This window comes from Streptomyces sp. NPDC042201, from assembly GCF_055582185.1.
On record NZ_JBVJDS010000002.1, the window covers coordinates 225,982 to 244,446 of the forward strand.

Consider the following 18,465-nt stretch of genomic DNA (forward strand, 5'->3'; position numbering starts at 1 on the left):
GCGGCCTCGCCCCTGAGACCGTCCGGCGATCGGCGGCCGGCGCCGCCCCGTCGCCGGACGGGCCGAGCCGTACCAGCGTGTGAGGTGGTCCCTGCCGGTGTGCCGGCAGGGACCAATCGCCCCTTGTCGCGGCCCGGTTGACGCGCGTCGACCCTTACGCCAGTCTCGGCCCTACACGTTCGCCTCCATAGGGAGATCCGATGCTCCGACGTACCACGAGACTTGTCCTCAGCTTTGTCATGGCCATGTCTTTCGCATGGGCCGGGACGCTCGTCACGGCCGGCACGGCGCACGCCGACGGCTGTTACACCTGGTCCCGCACCCTCTCCTCCGGCGCCTCGGGCGCCGATGTCACCCAGCTCCAGATCCGGGTGGCCGGCTACCCGGGCAACGGTGGCGTCATCGCGATCGACGGTGCCTTCGGCCCGGCGACCGCCGCCGCCGTCCAGCGCTTCCAGTCCGCGTACGGACTGGCGGCCGACGGGGTCGCGGGGCCTGCCACCTTCAACAAGCTCTACTCCCTCCAGGACGACGACTGCACGCCGATCCACTTCACCTACGCCGAGCTGAACACCTGCAACACCACCTGGGCGGGCGGAGCGGTGGACGCGGCCACCGCCAAGTCCAACGCCCTGCGCACGATGTGGAAGCTGGAAGCGCTCCGGCACGCGCTGGGCGACCAGCCGCTCCGGGTGACCAGCGGCTTCCGCTCGCAGGCCTGCAACAGTGCGGTCGGCGGAGCGTCGAGCAGCCGTCATCTGTACGGTGACGCCGCCGACCTCGGCTCAGGACCGCACTCCCTGTGCACCCTGGCCCAGCAGGCCCGTAACCACGGCTTCAACGGGATCCTCGGCCCGGGCTACCCGGACCACAACGACCACGCCCACGTGGACCACCGCCCGAGCCGTTTCTGGTCGGCCCCCAGCTGCGGCATCTGACCGCGCTCCGTCGACCGACTGCTTCTGCCTGACCCGGTTATCTGACCCGGTCGACGCGGTTCCGGGGCCTCACGCCGCGTGCGAGGGGCCCCGGAACGCGCGGCGGTACGTGTTCGGGGTCGTCCCGAGCGTCCGCAGGAAGTGATGGCGCAGCCCCGCCGCGTTCCCGAAACCGGCCCGGCCCGCGACGCTGTCCACCGTCTCGTCCGTCGCCTCCAGCAACTCCTGTGCCAGCAGCACCCGCTGACGCAGCAGCCAGCGGTACGGGGTGGTCCCCGTCTCCTGCTGGAAGCGGCGGGCGAAGGTGCGCGGGGACATATGGGCCCGCGTGGCCAGCTGCTCGACGGTCATCTCCCGGTCCAGATGCCGTTCCATCCACCCGAGGACGTCGCCGACCGTGTCACAGCGGGTCCGCGGCAGCGGGCGCTCGATGAACTGGGCCTGGCCGCCGTCGCGATGGGGCGGGATCACCATGCGCCGGGCGACCGCGTTGGCGACCTCGGGGCCGTGCTCCTTCCGCAGGAGGTGGAGGCAGGCGTCGATCCCTGCGGAGGTACCCGCCGAGGTGATGACCGGGCCCTCGTCCACGTACAGCACGTCCGGCTCGACGAGAGCCAGCGGATAGGCGCGGGCCAGCTCCGCCGCGTGCCGCCAGTGACCGGCGCACCGCCGCCCGTCCAGCAGCCCGGCGGCGCCGAGCACGAAGACGCCCGAGCACACACTGAACACCCTGGCCCCACGGTCCACGGCGCGGCGCAGGGCGTCCAGCAGCTCCGGCGGGTACGCGCGATTCCCGTACGAGTCCCCGGCGGGCACGGCGATCAGATCGGCCTCCTCCAGCCGGTCGAGGCCGTGCAGACTGCCGATCGTGAACCCGGCATGGGTGCGCAGCACGGGTCCTTCGGCGGAGACCACCGCGAAGTCGTATACGGGCAGGCCCTCGTCGCTCCGGTCGAGTCCGAACACCTCGCAGACCACGCCGAGCTCGAAGGGGTGCACACCGTCGAGCAGGACGACGGCCACGTTCTTCAGCATGGAAGCAGTGTGGCAGTAATTCGATGCCCAGTGACAGTCCTGCCACTGCTTTCCTTTGCGTGGAACGGTCAGAGTGGGGACATGGACACCTTCCTCACCATTCTGGCCCTGATCGTCCTGTTCGTCCTCCTCACGCTGCCCCCGCTGATCTGGCACCTCAAGGACCGGGCGATCGACCGCCAACTGCGCCGCGCGGAGCACCCGGAGCCCCCCGCCGCACGGTCACCGTCCTCTGCACGAGCGCCGCGACGGCTGCACCGACCGCGTACCACAGCAGGTCAGGCGCATTGAACGTAGAGCCCAGAACGAGCCGCGCCACCACGCTCCGCGCGGCCAACTCGGCGGGCACCCCGGTCAGCTGGAGCAGCTCGACGGCGCAGCTGAACGCCAGCGCGACGCAGGCGGCCACAAGGGGCCGCACCCGGGGAGCGGCGAGCACGATGAGGACATACACCAGCACGGTGTAGAGCGCGTCACCCGCGTACTTGGCGACATCCCCCGCCGCCACGGCCCTGACCCCCAGCCCACCCGCCACGGTAAGCAACGCCACCCCACCCGCCACCAGGCGCACACGCCCAAGAACACCCATGCCAGGACCCTATGAGGCGGGCCGGGGGCGGCATAATCCGGCCATGAGCCTCACCGTGCGGCAGCTCGCCCTGGCCACCTTGGACCGTCAGCTCCTGCTGGAACGCCGGCGCATCGATGTGGCGGAGGCGGTTCGCCGGCTCTGCGCTCTGCAGGCGCAGACTCCGGCGTCGCCGTACCTGGCGCTGTGGAACCGCGTGCGGGACTTCGTGCCCGGGGATCTCGACGCGGCGTTCGCGGACCGCCGGATCGTGAAGGCGACCCTCATACGGATCACGCTGCATGCCGTCCACGCCGAGGACTACGCGCCCTACCACGCCGCCATGCTGAGCAGCCTGCGGGCGTCGCGGCTGTACGACCGCCGCTTCGCCTCGACCGGGCTGACCCACGCCGACGCCGACGCGCTGCTCCCCGAGCTTGCCGGGTTCCTGGCGCGGCCTCGCACCGGCGCCGAGGTGGAGGACGAGGTCACGGGGCGGTTCGGCGAGCACGCGCACCGCGTGTGGTGGGCGCTGCGGACGTACGCGCCGATGCATCACGCGCCGACCGGCGGCCCGTGGTCGTTCACGCAGCCGAACGCCTACCTCGCCTCCCCGGCGGCCCCCGGATCCGCGCCGCAGGAAGCGGGCGCCGGTGTGCGTCGGCTGCTGCTCGCCTATCTGCGGGCGTTCGGGCCCGCGTCGGCCCAGGACTTCGCCCGGTTCACCTTGCTGGGACGCCCATCGATCACCCAGGCGCTGCACGAGCTCGGCGACCAGGTGGTGAGGGTGGCAGGTCCGGGCCGCGCCACCCTGTTCGACGTGGCAGGCGCCACCGTGCCCGCCGAGGACACCCCGGCGCCGCCGAGGCTGCTGCCGATGTGGGACAGCACGCTGCTGGCCCACGCCGTCCCCGGGCGGATCATGCCCCAGGAATACCGGCCGCTGGTCGTCCGGCGCAACGGCGACATGCTGCCCTGCCTGCTCGTCGACGGGCAGGTCGCCGGAGTGTGGCGCGCAGTCGACGGCGGGCTGGAACTGACCACCTTCCGCACGCTCGGCAAGGCTGCGTGGCAAGGATTGACCGAGGAGGCGGAGAAGCTGTCAGCACTGCTCGCCGACCGCGATCCAGCCGTCTACCGACGCTACGGACACTGGTGGGACAAGGGGTTCCCCGGCATCGAGAGCAGGATCGTCAAGGTTTGATCACGGGGCCCGACGGCATGGGCGGTTGTCAGTGCCGACGCGACGTGATCCCACGTGATCGCCTTGGCCTGGGCGTCCGCGGTGACGTCCACGAGGTGCACGGCGTCCACCCGCATCGGGGCGTGCCCCGGGCGTACTTCGTTGCGAAGCTTCCGCTGGACCTGGTCGGAGTCGTATCCCCTGGGGGCCGACAACAGGCCCGGGGTTCCCACGGAACCCTCCCGGAGTTGTTCCATCATCGAGCAACTGACCAGCAGCGACCGCAGGTCCTCCGGCCCAACGTCACCCCGGACCGCCCCGGTCTGCTGGGTACGCCTCAGCAGCACCGCCGGGACTTGACGGAGCGTTCGAGGGAGTCGGTCAGCCACAGGTGGGATACGCCGAGTGTGACCGGGTCGCCGCCGGCCTCGGCCACGAGTCGCCAGTAGCGGCGCATCCGCGGGACGCGGTCGGCGGCCACGTGGGCCAGCAGCCGGCCTCTGAACTGCGGGGTGTCGCTGCCGCCGCGTACCGAGGCATGGACCGCGACGAACCGGTCGAGTTCGGGGCCCACGCGGGGCGGCGCGCCCGCCCGCACCGCGGGCTCGGCCAGCACGCACGCCTCGCTGATCCCGTTCATCAGCTCGTCCTCGTCGGCGATCAGTTCGGCGTTGGCCCGCGCCATGGCCAGCAGGCCGCGTGTCAGTGCCCGGTCGCCGGCCAGGGCGAACAGCTCGGCGAATGCGACCACCTGCGGCGGGGTCGGGTCGATGGGCGGCTCGGGCACGGCCATGGTCACGAACGCGGTGAGCATCGCCTCAGAAACCGGGGCGACCATCGTGCGCCTCCAGAAGCCGGTCAGCGCGTCGCGGGCGGCACCTCCGTTCTCCACGGCGGCCAGCAGCTCCAGCCTGGCGGCCCGGTCGGCCGGCCCGGCCTCCTCGACCGCGCGCAGCGAGGCCCGCCGCCAGGCCAGGTCCGCGAGCCGCACGTCGAGCGCGGCCCGCTCGGCCGCGACGACTTCGGCCACGGAGCGTTCGCCGGCGAGCACGTGCCTGATGGAGGGCAGCCCGAGCCCGAGTCCGCGCAGCCGTCTGACCAGGCCGAGCTGTTCCACGGCCGTCTGGTCGAATCTGCGGTGCCCGCCCGTGCTGCGCACCGAGTTGATGATGCCCTCGTCGCAGTAGAAGCGAATGGTCCGCACCGGCACGCCGGTCAGCCGTGCCAGGTCGCCGATCCCGAGCGTCTCATCGAGCAAAGGCACTTGAATCTCCACTGGACTGGAGTTTCTACCGTACCGGCGTAACCCCGTGAGAGGAGCTTTCGATGACGGAGACGCTGGACACCGCACGGCTCGTGGAGGGCCTGCGGGAGCAGACGGAAGGGTTCATCCGCGCGGTCGCCGGAAGGGCCCCGGACACTCGGGTGCCCACCTGCCCGGAATGGCAGCTGCGCACCCTCGTCGGGCACGTCGGCCAGGAGCACCGGTGGGCGGCCGAACTCGTGCGCACAGGCGAGCAACTGCCCATCCCTGACCCGCGGCAGGCCGATCCCGGTGCCCCGGACGAGTGGGCCCGATGGCTGCGGGAGGGCGCGGAGGAATTGATTCGCGCGATCCAGGAGACCGGCGCGGACACCGAGATGCACACGTTCCTCGGGCCGTGGCCGGTGTCCGTCTGGCTGCGCAGGATGGTGAGCGACACCTGCGTCCACCACTATGACGCGGCGTTTGCGACGGGCAGCGCGTTCGAGATCACCGACGACCTCGCGGCACACGTGATCAGCGAGAACATGGACCTGCTGTCCACGCCGGCCTTTGAGACGGTCAGGCCGGCGGTCGCCGAGCTGCGCGGCCGGGGCGAGCGGATCGGGTTCCGGCCGAGGTCCATGGAGGGCTGGGTGATCACCAGGACGCCTGACGTGCTGCGGTGGAAGCGCGGGCCGGTCGAGGCCGACGTGGTGGTGTCGGGGGCGGTGGCGGACCTCATGCTGGTGTTTTCCCACCGCGTCCCGCCGGAGGACGACCGGGTGACGGTGAGGGGCGACCGCGCTTTGCTGGACCACTGGCTGGCCCACACGGCGCTCTAGCCCCAGATGATCCGCAAGGCGCTTCCAGCGCCACGTCGGTCCGCCTGGCGATCCGGCCCCACCCGATCCGCTCTTCAACAGCGCCTGCCGACCCGGGATTGACGGCCCCGTGCCAGGGCGCGTCTCGCGAAGGAGACGAATGCGGTCCATCCGGCGGCGGGGAGACGGAGTGTCGGTCCCGGTGCGTTCGGACCTGTCTGACACATGCTCAGGGGACCTGGCGGTTGTTAGTGTCGACGCCTTGATCGGCGGGAGGGGGGCTACGGGGTATGCGGGTGACGATGGCGAGTGTGGCGCGGAACGGCCGCGTGAACGAGGACTTCGCCGGCGTCGTACCGGCTGCGGCGGTGCTGATCGACGGCGCCGGCATTCCCGGTGCCGAATCGATCTGCCGGCATGGTGTGGCCTGGTACGCCGGGGGGCTGGGAGGCTGCCTCCTCAGTCTCTTGGCAGGCGTACGGGACCGCGGCCTTTCGGCGTTGCTCGCCGAGGCCATCGAGCAGGTGACGGGCGATCACCGGGATACCTGCGATGTCACCGACCCCATCAGTCCGTCGGCGACCGTAGCCATCCTGCGCCTGTCCGACGGCCTCATCGAATACCTGGTGCTCGGTGGCTCGGTCCTCGTGCTCGACAGAGCAGACGGTGAGCCGCTCGTCGTCTCCGATCCCCGAGAGGTGATCATCAGCCGCTCGTACCGGTCCGCGCTCAAGGCCGCTGCCGAGGGCAGCGACGAGTACCGCCGAGTCCTCAGGGACTTGCGCGCCAACCGGAACCGGCCGGGCGGCTTCTGGGTGGCCAAGGACGACCCGCGCGCGGCGGACGAGGCGATCACCGGAAGCTGTCCGATCTCCGAACTGACCGGTGCCGTCCTGCTCAGCAACGGAGCCAGCCGCATCGTGGACCGGTTCGAGCTCGCCGACTGGCCAGGGGTCATGACCCTCCTGGCGTCGAGCGGACCCGCCGAAATCATCCGCCGTGTCCGGCAGGCGGAGGCCCGCCACGCGGTGGCGGCGGACGATGCGACGATCGCGTACTGCACCGACCTCGGCGAGGCCTGACGCCGGACGCGGGGTTCAGGCGGGTCCGTTTTCGTGATCGCTCGCGAAGGAGACGAACGCGGTCCATCCGGCGGCGGGGAGACGGAGTATCGCCCCGTGCGCGTTTTTGGAGTCGCGAATGTGCACGGTGTGGTCGGCGAGCGCCACTTCGACGCACTCGCCTCCGCTGGTGCCGCTGTAGCTGCTTTTGAACCAGGACAGGCCAGAAGGGCGGCCCAGGGGCTGATGGTTGCTCATAGCTCTCCCATGATGTGCTCGATGAGACGTGCGGACTCCCCAATGTTGAGGGCCTGCGATCGGAGCATTCCATAGCGCAGCCAGAGCTCACTGACCTTGTCCGGATCGGATACCACCACTCCGATGTCCTGTGCCTCTACGTACGCCACGTTGCGATGATCCCCGGTTTCCGCCAGCACCATGGACCCGTTGAGTCCGGAGTGAGCACCGAAGGGCGTCGGCATGATCTGAATCTGGATACTGCGTGCCTCGGCCCGTTCGAGCAGCTGCCTGAGCTGTCGCTTCATGATGGCGTCTCCGCCCACGGGCCGGTGGAGGATTACCTCCTCGATCAGGAAGGCAGCCACGAGGGGCGGCTTCTCCCGGTTCAGCAACTGCTGCCTGTCCAGCCTGGCAGCGACTCGTTCTTCGATCGTTTCGGCGTCCAACGGTGGGAAGTGGGCCGTGAGAAGGGAACGTGCATACTCCTCAGTCTGTAGCAGGCCCGGGACCACATAGCCGCCGTACCAGGAGAAGCTGAGCGCATCCATCTCCAGCAGCGCGAAGTTCTGGAAGAAGGCCGGAAGCCGCGCCAGATCCACGTCGTCCTGCAGGACCGCCAGCGTTCCGCCCGCGTTCAGCGCCACCTCCGCCGCCTCGGTGAACGCGGACTTCGCGGGGCGGCGGCCCTGTTCGATCGAGGCGACCTGTTCGTACGAGTAGCCCACCGCCTCGGCGAGTTCCTGCTGTGTCAGCCCGGACTTCTCGCGGAAGAGCTTGACCAGTTTGCCGTAGGCGACCCAGACGCCCGGCCGGTCGTCATCCTGCGCGCGCTGCTTCTTCTGACGGCTGGTTCCCATACGCCTCACACCCCAACGTGCCGATGCGCGAATGTGGTTCACCTACAAACGCAGGGCGCCCCGTGCCGGTCACTCGGCGTGGCTCGTACAAAAACGTACCCGGCCCGTACCTGCCGTGCAGGTACGCCCGTCTGCCCTGGTCACGCTACCGGCGTGACGCGACGGTTACCGTATGAAGTCAGAAATTGATTGCCTCACCGCCCCGACCGAGCCGGCGGCCCCCGCCCAACTCCCGCCCCAGCCACCACTTCCGCCCCTGTTCCCGCCGGCCAGAATCAGGCTGAGTTCCAGCCGTCGCGGCGCCCGGCTGGCCAGGTTGCTCGCCGGGCAGCAGCTTGAGGAGTGGGGGGTTCCGCGTACGACGTCCACCGCGGCCGGGGTCGTGGCCGTCGTCGCGGAGCTGGCCGCGAACGCCATCACGCACGGGCGCACCCCCGGGCGGGACTTCGAGGTGCGGCTTGCTCTTACCGCCGCCGCCATCCGTGTCGAGGTCATCGATACCCGCCCCGACCGTGCCCCGAGTGCCGCCGTCCACACGCCCCCGGCGCCGGACTCGACCGGCGGACGCGGGTTGCTTCTGGTCGCCGCGTACGCCGACCGTTGGGGGTGGACCGTGCGCGACCCGTACACCAAGTTCGTCTGGGCCGAGGTGGACTGTGGACCGGCCGCGCGCTTCGCCCAGGCGTGAGCTGAGGCCGAGGCGAACGCGCGGGCGGGCGCACAGCATGGAACACCCTCGCGGTGTGCCCGGGCCTACCGGGGAGTGGTGAAGCCGGCCCGCCAGAGGTCGCGGAGCAACGCGATCTCGGCCATGTGGTGGATGAATTCGCGGTTGGCCCCCGCCAGCACGCCGATGAACGGGTCGTCGGGGTCGGAGCCGTACGGGTACTGCGAGAAGCCGACCGTGTCGAGCTGCTCGTCGGTGACGGCGCCGACGCTGTCGCGCCAGCGGTCGATCAGCGCCCAGAACCGCTCGAGTGCCGAGTCGGCGGAGGGGGTGAAGTCGACCAGCAGCTGCGGCTCCTGTCGCCGTTCACCGAAGGTCCACTCCCATTGGCCCGCGAAGCAGGAGTGCAGGTGTCCCAGCCGCCACGCGATGGTGGTGACCGGCGTCTCGTCGGGCTCCGGCGCACCGGTGTGGGCGAGGACCTGCTCGACCCGCTCGACGCTCACGCTCCAGTCATCGGCGATCTTGGCGACCGTCATGCCGCCGGCGGCCTGCCGGGCGATCTCGGCGTACTCGTTCGCCGGGATGTCCGGGGCGCCCCTGTCGAGCACCCACTCGCCCGGCCCGTACGCCCGGGGCGTCGCCGCCTCGCCCCGGCGCCGGATCGACCAGCAACCGGCCACCGGCTCCCACAGGTACTCTTCGTCACCGAGCCCCGTCAGCCGCACCTGGGCCGCCTCCCTGGCCTGGTCGAACTGGTCGAGCAGCAAGCCCAAACGGTCGGTCCGCGCGCCCTCTGTCTCCATGCCTGGCTCCCTCCGCCGTCGCGTCTCGTACCTCACCGCGCTCAGGCGGAGGTTAACGGCTTACGGGCGTGAGTAGGTGAGGTATTTCGTGTCTCCGAGGGGGCTAGGTCGCCGAGATCCGCAGGCGGAGGCGGCGTCCGCCGCGGGCGAGGCGGGCGGCGACGTGCAGCAGCCGGTAGCGCGGTTTCTCCTTTCGCGGATCCGGAGCTGCCGCTTCCGGCCTCATCCCAACCGAAACGGCGAGGCCAGCCTCGATCTTGTATGACGGTTCGCTACGGGGGCGTGGAAACGCCCGGTCAGCAGGATGCTGAGCGTGCGTACAGAGTCGCCTGGCCGCCTTTGAACTCTTTCCGTCGGCATTCGACGAAATCACGTTCGAGGACTTCCCGCTTGACTGCCTCCTGGGCGGTGGCGTCGAGAGGTTGGCCTTTCGGGTCGCTCAAAACGATGATCTTCTCTACCCCGGCCAGGCGCTGTTGGATTGCTGGCGCTGAGAGCTCGATGCCTTGCAAGGTGCCGGACGCGCTCGGGTTGTCTTTGAGCGCAATGTCGGCCAGACCCGCGAACTGGTCAGGGTAGGAGAGCATCCACTCTCGGCGTCTGGCGGGGGCGAACAGGATCGAGTCTCCCTGTTCGGACATCTCCTCGACTCCTGCGGCAATGGCGGTGACGTTGTCCTTCCTGCTGTCAGGGGTCCTCATGTGGACAGCGACCGGCAGTATGGCGACGGCGAACGCTACGGCAAGCACGATCAGGGACAAGGACGGGGCCTTTGGGCTTCGTGCGAAGGTCAGGTGCTTCGCGTGGTCGGCCAGAAAGACGAGCGCCGTACCGATCACGAGTGCGAAGCCGATGTTCGCGTACAGGACGTACCGGTCCACATACATGTGCTCGTAGACGGCCGCCATCAGGAGGACCGCCGTAGGCACGACCGCGAGAGGAAGGGCAAGAGCCGGGACGGCGGCCGGCCGGCCGGAGCGCGACAGGTACACGGCGCAGAGCAAGGCGACGAGCGCGACACCTCCGATCTCGAACCACTCACCCAGGCTGGGGCGACCGATCCATGACACCTGACCCGACTGCCCCACGCTGAACAGCACAAGCGGCAGCAAACAGACGAGCACGCCGCCGACGCTGATGGCAAAGTACCGCCGGTTTGCGTAGGGCGGTTGAGAGCGGAAGAACGTGATGCCGTGAGCCAGGAGCGTGAGGACAGCGAACTCATGCAGCAGCGAGGCGGCCAGGACCGCGAGCGCGTAGACAAGCCACCGGATCTTCGACACGCGATCCAAAAGTGTGACGAACAGATACGTGGAGACCGCCACCAGAGCGCTGACCATCGCGTAGGAGCGCCCTTCTTGGGCGTACATCTGTACTTCTGGCGTTACCGCGAAGGCCAGCCCGCTCAGCAGTCCAGCCGCGGGCCGGGCAGTGAGCCGAAGCGCGATGATTCCCACCAGTCCCGTCGTAAGAGCGGTGGCGACGACGGATGGCAGTCGCAGGGTGACCAGCCCGCCCTCCCATGCCGAGAACAGAAAGTGCATGCAGAGGTAATAGAAACCGTGCACGGCGTCGGCGTCACGCAGGAGGTCAAGGATCTCGGGCACGCTCCGGTGGGACACTTGATAGGTGACGGACTCGTCTCTCCACATGGTGCCTGCGCGGGTGATTCCCCAGATGCCCAGTAAAAATGAAGATAAGACGGGCACGAGGAAGGAAGTGAGTCGCCCTTTCCCCGCGCTCTGCCGGCGGGCCGTGTGCCACACCGTCGCAGTTACGGTTTTGACAGGAGCGCTGGTCCGCTCTTGCAGTTCGATGATTCCTCCGCGTACTGGGATCGCGCTCCGCCCATTCTGAACATGGGCAAGTCGCGCTGCCCGAGCGGGAGTTGACGTGCCCTTTGCGTCGATGCGGTCCCTTTGTATAACTCGATTCAACGTTGCTGACGTGCAACGGGCAATGCAATTTCACAATCCGGGCGTATGTATGACTAGTTGCAATCATCCCGGAGTGGCGACCTCGACAAGATGACCAAGCTGCCGAGCCCGATCCGCTTGAGCCACACCCGCCACGGGCCTCGCAGGTCTCAGGCCAACGGTCTGGGCCCCGCACCGCCCATCCACACAGGGGGCCGACATCGGGCGCCGATCAACGCCGTGGTTTTTGGAGGGTGGTAGCCAGCCACTCCTGGTCGGCCTTGCTTGTAGGCGCCGTTGGGCGGCCTGGTAGAACTCAGGCATGACATACAGGTTCACTGCGCGTGTGGTGGGCGCTGAGATCATCCCTGGCGACGACGTCATTCGGGCTGGTGTGGCTGAGGACGAGGAGGAAGGCAGCTTCAGCCTGGTGTTCATGGGCAGCGTCGCCGAGCCCTCCCGGCAGGACCTGGCGCTCGGTTGGGACACGCATTGTGTGGTCACTCCTGACCAGAACACGGCCTATGGCTGTGTCCGGAAGATTGCCCTGACGGACAACGTGCTCACCGTGTTGCTAGCCCAGGAATCTCTCGATGCCTTGGCGCTGGAGGACGTGGAGATCGAGGCAATCCTCGATGTACCGGCAGCGGACGTCACACGGCTGCGTGACGTTCTGGCGAAGGTCATGGCGTGCGGGCGTCAGAACGCCCGCCCTGAGCGTGTTGGGCTCTAGTTTCGCTTCGCCTCGTGAGTCGGCGGTGGCAGCCAGGACAATGTCCTCTCGACTACCCAGCGGTGGCGGCCCAGTCGCTGTGAGGATTCGATGCCCTTGCGGGCGATGCGGTGGGCGATGCCGCGTTTGCGGAGCCATCGACGCAGGTGGTCGTAGTCGCAGCCGGGCCCCCACCCGCGCTTTCGACCACGGCGCGAATCGTCTATAGACCGTCGGCCAGGCCGGTCGGAACACCGGCGGCAACTGCCGCCACGTGCAGCCCGTGGTCGCCACGAACAAGATCGCCGCCAACACTTCACGATCGCCCGCCCGCCGTCGACCACCGCCCTGCGGACGCACCACCTCCGTCGGCGGCGCCACTCGACGGAACAAGACCCGCAACTCGTCCTTCATCGGGCGCTACAGGTTGACTTCGCGGCCTCCGGTTCGGGCGAGGGGCTGCGGTCCCTGGGTGATCCGGGCGCGGTCGAGCCGGGCGACGATGCGGAGGAGTGGCCAGTGCATCCGTGCGGGCCCCGGCCTCTCGGTCGTGGGCCCGCATGGACGTTGGGGCAGGGATCAGCTTGGCTGGTCGCCGGTGTAGCGGTAGATCTCGGCGCCGCTGTTGATGTGCCACACGGTGCCGTCGGCGCCGGCGGCGATGTCGGTGGCGGTGCCGGGGATCTTGATCCACGGGTTGACACCGCTGGCGTCGTTGTTGGTGTACCGATAGATGCTGCCGGCGGGATCGACGCCCCACACGTTCGTCCGGGAGCCCACCGCGATGCGCTTCAGGCTGCCGGAGACGTTCTTCCACGGGTTCGAGCTGTCCTGGTCCCCGGTGTACCGGAAGACCTGGTTCCCGCCGTTGACGCCCCACACGGTGCCATCCGCGCCCGCGCCGATGTCACTCAGCGCCCCCGGGACCTTGATCCACGGGTTGGCGTCGTAGTTCGTGTACCGGTAGATGGAGCTGGCGGAGTCCACCCCCCACACGTTCGTCCTGGAGCCCGCGTCGATGCGGACCAGGCTGCCGGAGATGCTCGGCCACGGGTTCGAAGCCCCCTGATCCCCGGCGTACCGGAAGATCTGGTTGCCCCCGTTGACGCCCCATACCGTGCCGTCCGCCGCGGCGCCGATGTCACTCAGCGCCCCCGGGATGTTGATCCATGGGTTGGCGTCGTAGTTGGTGTACCGGTAGATGGCGCTCGCCGCGTTCACCCCCCACACCGTCGTCCTGGACCCCGCCGAGATCGCAGTGAGACTGCCCGCAACCTTCACCCAATCCGCCATGCCGAACCATCCCTTCTCGAACCGCTCTTGGCTGTCATCCTTGGCCATGAGAGAAGCGGATAAAGCGGGTGAATGCTTGTGCTAATACCAAACAAGACCGTAAATCAGCGTTTCATTCCTATCGCCCTGCGGGGCGGGGGCAGGAGCGGCTCGGTCGGGAGTATTTCGGCTCGAAGCGCTGTCCCACCCAGAGGGGATCGACACGAGTGCCGGTTCATGCCTCCGCCGGGACCGCCCCGCCCGCCGGAGGGGGACGGGGCGGTCCCGGCGGCCGGCGCCTCAGACGGAGAAGCCTGTGACCTTCTGCGGGGTCACCCGGACGATCAGCCGGAGCACCTCCTCCGGCTCGGCCGGCGGGTCCTCGCCCAGGTACTTCTGCGAAAGCTCGCGCGGCAGCGATTTCTCCGGGTCGTCGATCAGTTCGACAGTGCCGCGGATGTCTACGGACCGGTACGGGTTCGCGGTGTCGAAGACGGTGAGGCTGACCCGTGGATCCCGGGCGAGATTCCGCGCCTTCTGGCGCTCGGCCGTCGTGGAGAACAGCACCGTATCCCCCTCCCTGACGATCCAGACCACTGAGGTCTGCGGCCCGCCGTCCCGGTTCAGCGTCGCGACGGTGGCGAAGTTCCTCCCGTCCAGCAGCTTGCGCGTCTCCTCGTTGAACGCCTGTGACACAGCCTCGCCCCTCTGCTCAGCATTCTTGGAATCACTACTCGCAAGAACAGATGCGAAGGCCGGGTCCTTCCCACCGCCGTATCGAGGGGCCGGAGTACTAGAAGTCGTCGTCGAAGCCGACCGTGCCTTCGACCGCGACCTGGTACGCCGACGGGCGGCGCTCGAAGAAGTTCGTCAGTTCCTGGACGCCCTGGAGCTCCATGAAGGAGAAGGGGTTCTCCGAGCCGTAGACCGGGGCGAAGCCGAGGCGCTGGAGGCGCTGGTCGGCGACGCACTGGAGGTACTCGCGCATCGACTCCGTGTTCATGCCCGGCAGACCCTCGCCGCACAGATCGCGGCCGAACTGCAGCTCGGCCTCGACGGCTTCCTTCAGCATGTCCGTGACCTGCTGCTGGAGGGCGTCGTCGAACAGCTCCGGCTCCTCCTTGCGGACCGTGTCCACGACCTCGAAGGCGAAGTTCATATGCATCGTCTCGTCGCGGAACACCCAGTTGGTGCCGGTGGCGAGGCCGTGCAGCAGGCCGCGCGAGCGGAACCAGTAGACGTACGCGAAGGCGCCGTAGAAGAACAGCCCCTCGATACAGGCCGCGAAGCAGATCAGGTTCAGCAGGAAGCGCCGGCGGTCCGCCTTCGACTCCAGCCGGTCGATCTTCTCGACCGAGTCCATCCAACGGAAGCAGAACTGCGCCTTCTCGCGGATCGACGGGATCTCCTCCACCGCGTCGAAGGCCGCCGCGCGGTCCTCCGGATCGGGCAGATAGGTGTCGAGCAGCGTCAGATAGAACTGGACATGCACGGCCTCCTCGAAGAGCTGGCGGGAGAGATACAGCCGCGCCTCGGGGGAGTTGATGTGCTTGTAGAGCGTCAGCACCAGGTTGTTCGACACGATCGAGTCGCCCGTCGCGAAGAACGCGACCAGCCGGCCGATCATGTGCTGCTCACCGGGGGAGAGCTTGGCGAGATCGGCGATGTCGGAGTGGAGGTCGACCTCCTCCACCGTCCAGGTGTTCTTGATCGCGTCGCGGTAGCGCTCGTAGAAGTCCGGGTAGCGCATCGGCCGCAGCGTCAGCTCGAAGCCCGGGTCGAGCAGGTTCTTGGTGGTGGTGGGGCTGGTGGAGCTCATTACTGGCACGCCTCGCAGGACTCGGGGTTTTCCAGGGAGCAGGCGAGCGCCTCTTCCGGCGTCGCCTGCGCCGGTACGGGTACGGGTACGGGCACGCTCCTCGGCGCCGAAGAGCCCGCCGAGGACGCCGCCGAAGCCCCCGCTGAAGCCCCCGCCGCGCGGGCGATCCGGGTCGCCGGGCGCGAGCGCAGGTAGTACGTCGTCTTGAGGCCCTTCTTCCAGGCGTACGCGTACATCGAGCTGAGCTTCCCGATGGTCGGCGTCTCCAGGAACAGGTTCAGCGACTGGCTCTGGTCGAGGAACGGCGTACGGGCCGCCGCCATGTCGATCAGACCGCGCTGCGGGATCTCCCACGCCGTGCGGTACAGGTCGCGGACCTCCGCGGGCACCCAGGTGAAGCCCGCCACCGAGCCGTTCGACTCGCGCAGCGCCTCACGCGTCTGGGTGTCCCAGACGCCGAGCTTCTTCAGGTCCGCCACCAGGTACGAGTTGACCTGGAGGAACTCCCCGGAGAGCGTCTCGCGCTTGAAGAGGTTGGAGACCTGCGGCTCGATGCACTCGTACACGCCCGCGATCGAGGCGATGGTCGCCGTCGGCGCGATGGCCAGCAGCAGGGAGTTCCGCATGCCGGTCGAGGCGACCCGGGCGCGCAGGGCGTCCCAGCGCTCCGGCCAGTTCAGCTCGACGTCGTAGTGGTCGGGGTGCAGCACCCCGCGCGCCGCGCGCGTCTTCGACCACGCGGGCGCCGGGCCGTTGCGCTCGGCGAGGTCGCAGGACGCCTCGTACGCCGCGAGCATGATGCGCTCGGCGATCCGGGTGGAGAGCGCGGCGGCCTCGGCCGAGTCGAAGGCCAGCCGCTTCTTGAAGAAGACGTCCTGGAGGCCCATCGCGCCCAGGCCCACCGGACGCCAGGTGGCGTTGGAGCGGCCCGCCTGCTCGGTCGGGTAGAAGTTGATGTCCACGACCCGGTCGAGGAAGGTCACGGCGGTACGGACGGTCTCGTCCAGCCGCTCCCAGTCGATCTCGCCCGAATCCAGCACGAACGCGCCGAGGTTGACGGAACCGAGGTTGCAGACGGCCGTCTCCCCGTCGTCCGTCACCTCCAGGATCTCCGTGCAGAGGTTGGAGGAGTGGACGACCTTTCCGGGCTCGGCCGTCTGGTTGGCCGTACGGTTCGAGGCGTCCTTGAAGGTCATCCAGCCGTTGCCGGTCTGGGCGAGCGTGCGCATCATCCTGCCGTACAGCTCCCGGGCCGGGAGGGTCCTGCGGGCCAGGCCCGCCGCCTCCGCCGCGCGGTACGCCGCGTCGAACGCGTCGCCCCACAGGTCGACCAGCTCCGGCACATCGGACGGCGAGAACAGCGACCAGACGCCGTCCGTCTCGACCCGGCGCATGAACTCGTCCGGGATCCAGTGCGCCAGATTCAGATTGTGCGTACGCCTGGCGTCCTCACCGGTGTTGTCCCGCAGCTCCAGGAACTCCTCCAGGTCCGCGTGCCAGGTCTCCAGGTAGACACAGGCCGCGCCCTTGCGCCGGCCGCCCTGGTTGACCGCCGCCACCGAGGAGTCGAGGGTCCGCAGGAAGGGGACGATGCCGTTGGAGTGCCCGTTGGTGCCGCGGATCAGCGAACCGCGCGAGCGGATACGGGAGTACGAGAGACCGATGCCGCCCGCGTGCTTGGAGAGCCGGGCCACCTGGTGGTACCGGTCGTAGATCGAGTCCAGCTCGTCCAGCGGCGAGTCCAGCAGATAGCAGGAGGACATCTGCGGATGGCGCGTACCGGAGTTGAAGAGCGTCGGCGAGGACGGCAGATAGTCCAGCCGGCTCATCAGCCGGTACAGCGCGGCGACCTCGTCCAGCGCGTGGGCGGCCGCGGCCGAGCCGGGCTCGGCGTCCTCGGCGAGGCCGGAGGCGACGCGCAGCATGAAGTGCTGCGGGGTCTCGACCACCTGGCGGGTGATCGGGTGCCTGAGCAGATAGCGGCTGTAGAGCGTCCGCAGCCCGAAGTAGCCGAAGCGGTCGTCGCCGGCCGGGTCGATCAGGCTGTCGAGGCGGTCCGCGTGCAGCGTCACGAAAGCGGCCGTACGGTCCGCGATCAGGCCCTCGCGGTGGCCGACGGCGACCGACGCGGAGAACGACACCGCGCCCTGCCCCGCCGCCTCGTCGGCGATGGTGCGGGTCAGCAGCCGGGCGGCGAGCCGGGAGTAGGCGGGGTCCTCGGAGATCAGCCCCGCGGCCGCCTCGGTGGCGAGCTCGCGCAGCTCGGCCTCGTCGGACCGGGCGTTACGGCCCCGCAGCGTGGCGGCGGCGACTCTGCCGGGGTCCGTGTCGGGCAGATCGGCGGTCAGGTCCGTCAGGGTCCGCAGCAACGCGGTCCCGGGTCCGTCGGCCACCTGCGCGGGGACCTCGGAGATGCCTGAAGCCGGATCGGCTGGCGCGATGGTCACGTGGTGCTCTCCCTCGCTCGGCTCTGGGCCGTCGGGAGGGGAGCGGGGGCGCGCACAGCCGTACGGCCCGCAGCCGGGCAGCACTGTGTACGGCGTCCACCGGCCCAGCCTCGAGGCCCGGACGTCTCGGCGTCCGGCTCGGTCGAACCGGACGTGCCGTCGGCAGGTGTTCGGACTCGCGGGTACGACAAAGCGCACCACAGCACACCGTTGCGGGACAGTTCCGGATTCGCACCGGATTCCCCTGCGTTGACAGCGAGGACGAGCATACATGTGGGGTGAGGACGGCGCGTCACCCCCCAGATGTTGTGTCGGCGGCGGTCAGCGGCCGGTGGCCGGAGGTACGTTGAGGTCCAGGGCGTAGGTGAGCAGGGAGAGCCCGGGGAAGGGCTCCCAGTCCCGTTCCGGGGTCCTGGCGAAGCCCAGGCGCTCATAGATCCGGTGGGCCTGGAGCATTCTGTCCTGGGTCGACAGCACGATCCGTATACAGCCCTCCATGTCCCGTGAGCGCGCCACACAGGCGCGGACGAGAGCCTCTCCGACGCCCCGGCCCCGGGCCGCCCGGTCGACCGCCAGCATCCGGAACTCGGTCTCGCCCGCGCGCGCCACATCGGCCCACGGCCCGCCTGCCGCGACAAAGGTCACCCCGCCGAGCAGCGTCCCGTCGGCGTCCACGGCGGCCAGCACCTCCGCCTCGGCCGCCCGGGCCGCCACGTCCCGCAGGGTGAGCAGATACGGGTCGTCCTCGCCGAAGTCCAGGAGGCCGTCGTCCAGATACCCCCGCGCGGTGATCTCCCCGAGCCGCGCGTACTCCCCGGGCTCGGCCACTCTGATCGTGAAATCCATGAGCCGATTGTGCGCCTTGGGTACGACAACG

19 protein-coding genes, 2 pseudogenes and 1 riboswitch are annotated in these 18,465 nt (G+C 69.1%); of the genes and pseudogenes, 6 read left to right on the forward strand and 15 right to left on the reverse strand.

Annotated elements, in window-relative coordinates; genetic code table 11:
- Positions 1 to 200 precede the first annotated feature (200 nt).
- On the forward strand, positions 201 to 938 hold the full coding sequence (locus ACZ6MZ_RS04900; protein ID WP_389787521.1) for a D-Ala-D-Ala carboxypeptidase family metallohydrolase: 738 nt from the start codon (positions 201 to 203) through the stop codon (positions 936 to 938).
- 69 nt (positions 939 to 1,007) lie between these two features.
- Here ACZ6MZ_RS04900 and ACZ6MZ_RS04905 read toward each other — a convergent pair whose 3' ends face one another.
- Together ACZ6MZ_RS04905 and ACZ6MZ_RS04910 are read right to left on the reverse strand one after the other, a co-directional pair.
- A complete protein-coding gene (locus ACZ6MZ_RS04905; protein ID WP_389787524.1) occupies positions 1,008 to 1,973 on the reverse strand; it encodes a GlxA family transcriptional regulator in 966 nt (321 codons plus the stop codon).
- A gap of 157 nt (positions 1,974 to 2,130) precedes the next feature.
- Positions 2,131 to 2,562, reverse strand: coding sequence for a ribosomal maturation YjgA family protein (locus ACZ6MZ_RS04910; RefSeq protein WP_469349845.1), 432 nt, complete (start codon positions 2,560 to 2,562; stop codon positions 2,131 to 2,133).
- 43 nt (positions 2,563 to 2,605) lie between these two features.
- On the opposite strand from ACZ6MZ_RS04910, the gene ACZ6MZ_RS04915 reads away from it, so the two are divergent.
- A complete protein-coding gene (locus ACZ6MZ_RS04915) occupies positions 2,606 to 3,745 on the forward strand; it encodes a winged helix DNA-binding domain-containing protein (RefSeq protein WP_469349847.1) in 1,140 nt (379 codons plus the stop codon).
- On the opposite strand, the gene ACZ6MZ_RS04920 is transcribed toward ACZ6MZ_RS04915, so the two are convergent.
- Together ACZ6MZ_RS04920 and ACZ6MZ_RS04925 are read right to left on the reverse strand one after the other, a co-directional pair.
- Complete coding sequence (locus tag ACZ6MZ_RS04920) at positions 3,685 to 4,113, reverse strand: SbtR family transcriptional regulator (protein ID WP_389787530.1); 429 nt, start codon at positions 4,111 to 4,113, stop codon at positions 3,685 to 3,687. The genes ACZ6MZ_RS04915 and ACZ6MZ_RS04920 overlap by 61 nt on opposite strands.
- A complete protein-coding gene (locus ACZ6MZ_RS04925) occupies positions 4,062 to 4,988 on the reverse strand; it encodes a MerR family transcriptional regulator (protein WP_389787532.1) in 927 nt (308 codons plus the stop codon). Before ACZ6MZ_RS04925 ends, ACZ6MZ_RS04920 begins: the two co-directional genes overlap by 52 nt.
- Before the next feature lie 62 nt (positions 4,989 to 5,050).
- Between ACZ6MZ_RS04925 and ACZ6MZ_RS04930 the strand changes: the two genes are divergently transcribed.
- The gene (locus ACZ6MZ_RS04930) at positions 5,051 to 5,812 is read left to right on the forward strand and encodes a maleylpyruvate isomerase family mycothiol-dependent enzyme (RefSeq protein WP_469349850.1); all 762 of its coding nucleotides are present in this window, start codon (positions 5,051 to 5,053) and stop codon (positions 5,810 to 5,812) included.
- A gap of 347 nt (positions 5,813 to 6,159) precedes the next feature.
- A complete protein-coding gene (locus tag ACZ6MZ_RS04935) occupies positions 6,160 to 6,873 on the forward strand; it encodes an integrase (RefSeq protein WP_469349852.1) in 714 nt (237 codons plus the stop codon).
- Positions 6,874 to 6,888: 15 nt separating this feature from the next.
- On the opposite strand, the gene ACZ6MZ_RS04940 is transcribed toward ACZ6MZ_RS04935, so the two are convergent.
- Both ACZ6MZ_RS04940 and ACZ6MZ_RS04945 read right to left on the reverse strand, forming a co-directional pair.
- The gene (locus ACZ6MZ_RS04940; RefSeq protein WP_469349854.1) at positions 6,889 to 7,110 is read right to left on the reverse strand and encodes a DUF397 domain-containing protein; all 222 of its coding nucleotides are present in this window, start codon (positions 7,108 to 7,110) and stop codon (positions 6,889 to 6,891) included.
- Positions 7,107 to 7,949: a helix-turn-helix domain-containing protein gene (locus tag ACZ6MZ_RS04945; protein WP_389787540.1), complete on the reverse strand. Its 843-nt coding sequence runs from the start codon at positions 7,947 to 7,949 to the stop codon at positions 7,107 to 7,109. Before ACZ6MZ_RS04945 ends, ACZ6MZ_RS04940 begins: the two co-directional genes overlap by 4 nt.
- Positions 7,950 to 8,121: 172 nt before the next feature.
- On the opposite strand from ACZ6MZ_RS04945, the gene ACZ6MZ_RS04950 reads away from it, so the two are divergent.
- The gene (locus tag ACZ6MZ_RS04950; protein ID WP_389787543.1) at positions 8,122 to 8,637 is read left to right on the forward strand and encodes an ATP-binding protein; all 516 of its coding nucleotides are present in this window, start codon (positions 8,122 to 8,124) and stop codon (positions 8,635 to 8,637) included.
- A gap of 65 nt (positions 8,638 to 8,702) precedes the next feature.
- Here ACZ6MZ_RS04950 and ACZ6MZ_RS04955 read toward each other — a convergent pair whose 3' ends face one another.
- Both ACZ6MZ_RS04955 and ACZ6MZ_RS04960 read right to left on the reverse strand, forming a co-directional pair.
- Positions 8,703 to 9,422: a DinB family protein gene (locus tag ACZ6MZ_RS04955; RefSeq protein ID WP_389787545.1), complete on the reverse strand. Its 720-nt coding sequence runs from the start codon at positions 9,420 to 9,422 to the stop codon at positions 8,703 to 8,705.
- A 296-nt stretch (positions 9,423 to 9,718) separates the two neighbouring features.
- Positions 9,719 to 11,029 carry a glycosyltransferase family 39 protein gene (locus ACZ6MZ_RS04960; protein ID WP_469349858.1) on the reverse strand — a complete coding sequence of 437 codons (1,311 nt, stop codon included), beginning with the start codon at positions 11,027 to 11,029 and terminating at the stop codon, positions 9,719 to 9,721.
- A 631-nt stretch (positions 11,030 to 11,660) separates the two neighbouring features.
- Between ACZ6MZ_RS04960 and ACZ6MZ_RS04965 the strand changes: the two genes are divergently transcribed.
- A complete protein-coding gene (locus tag ACZ6MZ_RS04965; protein ID WP_469349862.1) occupies positions 11,661 to 12,071 on the forward strand; it encodes an Imm10 family immunity protein in 411 nt (136 codons plus the stop codon).
- Positions 12,072 to 12,100: 29 nt separating this feature from the next.
- Here the strand turns inward: ACZ6MZ_RS04965 and ACZ6MZ_RS04970 are convergent.
- The 7 genes and pseudogenes from ACZ6MZ_RS04970 to ACZ6MZ_RS05000 all read right to left on the reverse strand — a co-directional run.
- Positions 12,101 to 12,214 (reverse strand): annotated as a pseudogene (locus ACZ6MZ_RS04970) (IS5/IS1182 family transposase); the annotation flags it as partial.
- A 79-nt stretch (positions 12,215 to 12,293) separates the two neighbouring features.
- Positions 12,294 to 12,464 (reverse strand): annotated as a pseudogene (locus ACZ6MZ_RS04975) (transposase); the annotation flags it as partial.
- A 165-nt stretch (positions 12,465 to 12,629) separates the two neighbouring features.
- The gene (locus tag ACZ6MZ_RS04980) at positions 12,630 to 13,391 is read right to left on the reverse strand and encodes a tectonin domain-containing protein (protein ID WP_469349864.1); all 762 of its coding nucleotides are present in this window, start codon (positions 13,389 to 13,391) and stop codon (positions 12,630 to 12,632) included.
- 231 nt (positions 13,392 to 13,622) lie between these two features.
- Positions 13,623 to 14,018, reverse strand: a complete 396-nt coding sequence (locus ACZ6MZ_RS04985) for a PPOX class F420-dependent oxidoreductase (RefSeq protein WP_469349866.1) — start codon at positions 14,016 to 14,018, stop codon at positions 13,623 to 13,625.
- 97 nt (positions 14,019 to 14,115) lie between these two features.
- Complete coding sequence (locus tag ACZ6MZ_RS04990; protein WP_389942641.1) at positions 14,116 to 15,141, reverse strand: ribonucleotide-diphosphate reductase subunit beta; 1,026 nt, start codon at positions 15,139 to 15,141, stop codon at positions 14,116 to 14,118.
- Entirely contained in the window at positions 15,141 to 17,588 is a 2,448-nt protein-coding gene (locus tag ACZ6MZ_RS04995; RefSeq protein ID WP_469349870.1) for a ribonucleoside-diphosphate reductase subunit alpha, read from the reverse strand. Before ACZ6MZ_RS04995 ends, ACZ6MZ_RS04990 begins: the two co-directional genes overlap by 1 nt.
- Before the next feature lie 144 nt (positions 17,589 to 17,732).
- A riboswitch (cobalamin riboswitch) is annotated at positions 17,733 to 17,863 on the reverse strand.
- A gap of 46 nt (positions 17,864 to 17,909) precedes the next feature.
- Positions 17,910 to 18,434 carry a GNAT family N-acetyltransferase gene (locus tag ACZ6MZ_RS05000; protein WP_469349873.1) on the reverse strand — a complete coding sequence of 175 codons (525 nt, stop codon included), beginning with the start codon at positions 18,432 to 18,434 and terminating at the stop codon, positions 17,910 to 17,912.
- Between the last annotated feature and the right edge of the window lie 31 nt (positions 18,435 to 18,465).

Bases quoted from the DNA above. Each gene is read 5' to 3' on its own strand.
- ACZ6MZ_RS05000 (WP_469349873.1), bottom strand. From the start codon at position 18,434: ATGGATTTCACGATCAGAGTGGCCGAGCCCGGGGAGTACGCGCGGCTC.
- ACZ6MZ_RS04905 (WP_389787524.1), bottom strand. From the start codon at position 1,973: ATGCTGAAGAACGTGGCCGTCGTCCTGCTCGACGGTGTGCACCCCTTC.
- ACZ6MZ_RS04950 (WP_389787543.1), top strand. From the start codon at position 8,122: ATGAAGTCAGAAATTGATTGCCTCACCGCCCCGACCGAGCCGGCGGCC.
- ACZ6MZ_RS04965 (WP_469349862.1), top strand. From the start codon at position 11,661: ATGACATACAGGTTCACTGCGCGTGTGGTGGGCGCTGAGATCATCCCT.
- ACZ6MZ_RS04915 (WP_469349847.1), top strand. From the start codon at position 2,606: ATGAGCCTCACCGTGCGGCAGCTCGCCCTGGCCACCTTGGACCGTCAG.
- ACZ6MZ_RS04980 (WP_469349864.1), bottom strand. From the start codon at position 13,391: ATGGCCAAGGATGACAGCCAAGAGCGGTTCGAGAAGGGATGGTTCGGC.
- ACZ6MZ_RS04990 (WP_389942641.1), bottom strand. From the start codon at position 15,141: ATGAGCTCCACCAGCCCCACCACCACCAAGAACCTGCTCGACCCGGGC.
- ACZ6MZ_RS04955 (WP_389787545.1), bottom strand. From the start codon at position 9,422: ATGGAGACAGAGGGCGCGCGGACCGACCGTTTGGGCTTGCTGCTCGAC.
- ACZ6MZ_RS04930 (WP_469349850.1), top strand. From the start codon at position 5,051: ATGACGGAGACGCTGGACACCGCACGGCTCGTGGAGGGCCTGCGGGAG.
- ACZ6MZ_RS04945 (WP_389787540.1), bottom strand. From the start codon at position 7,949: ATGGGAACCAGCCGTCAGAAGAAGCAGCGCGCGCAGGATGACGACCGG.
- ACZ6MZ_RS04900 (WP_389787521.1), top strand. From the start codon at position 201: ATGCTCCGACGTACCACGAGACTTGTCCTCAGCTTTGTCATGGCCATG.
- ACZ6MZ_RS04910 (WP_469349845.1), bottom strand. From the start codon at position 2,562: ATGGGTGTTCTTGGGCGTGTGCGCCTGGTGGCGGGTGGGGTGGCGTTG.
- ACZ6MZ_RS04940 (WP_469349854.1), bottom strand. From the start codon at position 7,110: ATGAGCAACCATCAGCCCCTGGGCCGCCCTTCTGGCCTGTCCTGGTTC.